The organism is Roseibacillus persicicus, from assembly GCF_014651675.1.
Classification (GTDB): Bacteria; Verrucomicrobiota; Verrucomicrobiia; order Verrucomicrobiales; family Akkermansiaceae; genus Roseibacillus; species Roseibacillus persicicus.
The window spans coordinates 1-2820 of record NZ_BMXI01000037.1 but is presented as its reverse complement, the minus strand read 5'-3'; the positions used below and the strand labels follow the sequence as shown (position 1 = coordinate 2820).

At 49.3% G+C, this 2820-nt stretch carries 3 protein-coding genes; all 3 read right to left on the bottom strand.

Annotated elements, in window-relative coordinates; genetic code table 11:
* Nucleotides 1-246: 246 nt before the first annotated feature.
* Nucleotides 247-618 (bottom strand): hypothetical protein, encoded by a 372-nt coding sequence (locus IE099_RS20395; protein WP_229809620.1) that lies wholly within the window; start codon nucleotides 616-618, stop codon nucleotides 247-249.
* Nucleotides 619-1208: 590 nt separating this feature from the next.
* Nucleotides 1209-1883: a tetratricopeptide repeat protein gene (locus IE099_RS20390; protein WP_189574605.1), complete on the bottom strand. Its 675-nt coding sequence runs from the start codon at nucleotides 1881-1883 to the stop codon at nucleotides 1209-1211.
* A 124-nt stretch (nucleotides 1884-2007) separates the two neighbouring features.
* Nucleotides 2008-2709: a hypothetical protein gene (locus IE099_RS20385; protein ID WP_189574603.1), complete on the bottom strand. Its 702-nt coding sequence runs from the start codon at nucleotides 2707-2709 to the stop codon at nucleotides 2008-2010.
* Between the last annotated feature and the right edge of the window lie 111 nt (nucleotides 2710-2820).

The window sequence follows — 2820 nt, the reverse complement described above, 5'->3', positions numbered from 1 at the left end:
AATCCGAGGAGCCAACTTGGCGTTCACCTCAAAGAAACCAGCGTTCCACTGCCTCGTCAAAGCAGAAAAAATCGTCCAGCTAACACGATTCTAAGCGAACGTTCCAGCACACCCAATCCGACCGACTCAGCGCGCTTTGACTACTTCTACCACGTTCCCTCCTCCAGTCAATGCCCGACTCGCCAGCGCGGTCGGATTTGTGGTGCTGCGCATTGTTCGCCGGTCTGGTGCTGCTGACTACTACGACTAATTCTCGGTTTTAATAGGCGAAACCTCAACGAAATCCAAACTACTGCCTTCGTCATCGAGTTTTCTTCTCTCAAAATACTCTAAGGGAGCATCCACTCTCAAATTCTTCTCTGACAACGAGACAATCCTATCTTCGCTCAGATAAACTCCTCCCCAAGTTGAGGTCTTCAAATACGCAACGTGAATTGCTCCTTCGTCATCGCTGTAAGAAACTTCATAAATCCTCGCACCTCTTGCCCACCAACCTGGACCAAAAAGCGTCCAATTTAGCTTTAGAAGTTCGCAGTTCTTGGAAAAAAGACACTCGGCAACACGATGGTAGTCGCAGATTCCCATGATGAACCGGATAGGTGCGAAGATGAGAAGCATACCTAGAATAGTGGCCGCAATTTCCATTTCATCGATTTCAGGCGAACGTTCAAGCACACCCAATCCGAACGACTCCGCGCGCTTTCAACACTTCTATCACGTTCCCTCCTCCAGTCAATCTCCGACTCGCCAGCGCGGTCGGATTTGTGGTGCTGCGCATTGTTCGCTGTCAAAATATAGCAATATCCGAATTCTTCGTAGACCGCCGAAACTTCTATGACGGGATGCCCTCGTTCGAGGCCCGTCAATAAAACCTTCCCTGCCGGAAAAACAAAGCCTTGTCACCGGACTTCGTCAAAACCCCGTAACGGCAACAAAAATCTGCACGCCTTCCCTCACCTGCCTGGCCATTCTCACCTCATCGTTGACATCGAAACCAACGTAGATCCAATCAAACCATCTGGAACAAATCCGAGGAGCCAACTTGGAGTCCACCCCGAAAGAACCAGCGTTCCACTGCCTCGTCCAAGCAGAAAAAATCGTCCAAATAATACGATTCCAAGCGAACGTCTAGCACACACAATCTGAGCCGAGAAGCCAAAAGGCCTACGAGCGCCGATAAAATATACCGAAGAAGTAAAACTCACGAGTCACCCTCCGCGCGGGTCAGATTTGTGTGCTGCGAATTGTTCTGCCTTCGCTAGTTTCAGGAGTTGCCTTCGAATTCTTTTGTCCTGCTTCTTAACAAGCCCAACTTTTGGATGGTAGCGAAATCCAGAATTCTCTTGTTTGGCCGCATCAAGTGCTCGAGCTGCAAAAGCACCCGCTCCAGCTAGATCGCCGTCATCTTCACTGATGATGGCCAACGCTGAATTCCATCTATAATGGTCCACAGGAAACATCAGACGATCCGAGTGCTTGTGGAGAATCTGTTTGACCTCTGCATAAAGCTCACGACGCTCTCTAACCACAACGAAGGTGGAAAAGTCGAGATACCCCTGTGTATTAGAGGACGAATTCGCCTCCTCGTGCTCGAAAACCTTCCGAAAGGACAAAATCGCATCTTCAGTTCTACCAAGAGCGATCAGACAATGCGCCTTTTGAAGGAAGGCCTGCGGAAGTTCAAATGGCTCAGGATACTCCTCAATTACCATGGCTATGAGCCTGAGTGCGATCTCCGGATATTCGTCCTCCAAGTAAGTTGCCTGTATTCGAAGATATTGCGCTTTGTGAAACTGTCCACGTGATCTCTTTAGTCGAGTGAAGAATTCCGCTTCGTCCTCCTCAGACCAAGTTTTACGACGGAACCAATCATCAGATGCCATTTTTGCAGAACGTTCTAGCCCTGCCAAACCGACCTTTCAGCGAGCTGTTATTAGTTCTACAGCCTGCAAGTATGCTGTCAATCGCCAACTCGCCAGCGCGGTCGGGTTTGGCATCGGCGCATTGTTAGCCTGATTCTGTCGCCTTCTGAATATCTGCACCAATGTCTGTGAAGGGAAGCAGCCCCTCCGGAAGCTCTTTGGGGCTCTGAACCGTCCGAACTTTTCCGATTACGGTATTTCCAAGACGCTCTCCAAGAGTATCCGTAAGTACTTGGACAAATAATCGGTCAAATCCTTCCTGATCATCCGAGACCTTATTTGGAACGAAGATCGTAAAATCGAAGGCTCCGCTCTTGGTCTTAACTTTCGAATAATTCCAATCTCCTACTTTGAGCTTAAAAGAGCCGGTCTGTATCTCCATCTCAGGGGCCATCTTGCGTGGCTGCTTTAGCGCCACGAAATTCCAGCTCTTGATCTTGGGGGCAGCAGCTATAAATCGGTCAACATCATCAAAATACTCCGCATCACCATGAACAGTGACGGTCAGCGTATTCTCTCCGTTCGCAAAGCCAAAGAAGGGAGAGAACATGGGATTTACCTCTCGCATCTTATCTCCGACAAATCCGACACCATCTTCGATCTTCTTCTGTAATTTTGGGTCATCTTGGGCTTTCGCCCCAGTTTCATAGCTGAACAGCTCTGCCATTCTGTCACCTCTAAGCTCAAACCAATCCCAAAACTCTTTCGCCTTTTCGGAGCTCTCATCTGCGTGAGCCAGGCTTGTGAGGCAAGCGACTTGGAAAAGGACTAGTGCTACAAGTTTCATTTTTGGCTAACGTTCCAGCACACCCAATCCGACCGACTCAGCGCGCTTTCACTACTTCTATCACGACCCCTCCTCCAGTCAAGCCTCCGACTCGCCAGCGCGGTCGGATTT

Coding starts and splice junctions, on each gene's coding strand:
- IE099_RS20390 (WP_189574605.1), bottom strand. CDS start 1,883: ATGGCATCTGATGATTGGTTCCGTCGTAAAACTTGGTCTGAGGAGGAC.
- IE099_RS20395 (WP_229809620.1), bottom strand. CDS start 618: ATGCTTCTCATCTTCGCACCTATCCGGTTCATCATGGGAATCTGCGAC.
- IE099_RS20385 (WP_189574603.1), bottom strand. CDS start 2,709: ATGAAACTTGTAGCACTAGTCCTTTTCCAAGTCGCTTGCCTCACAAGC.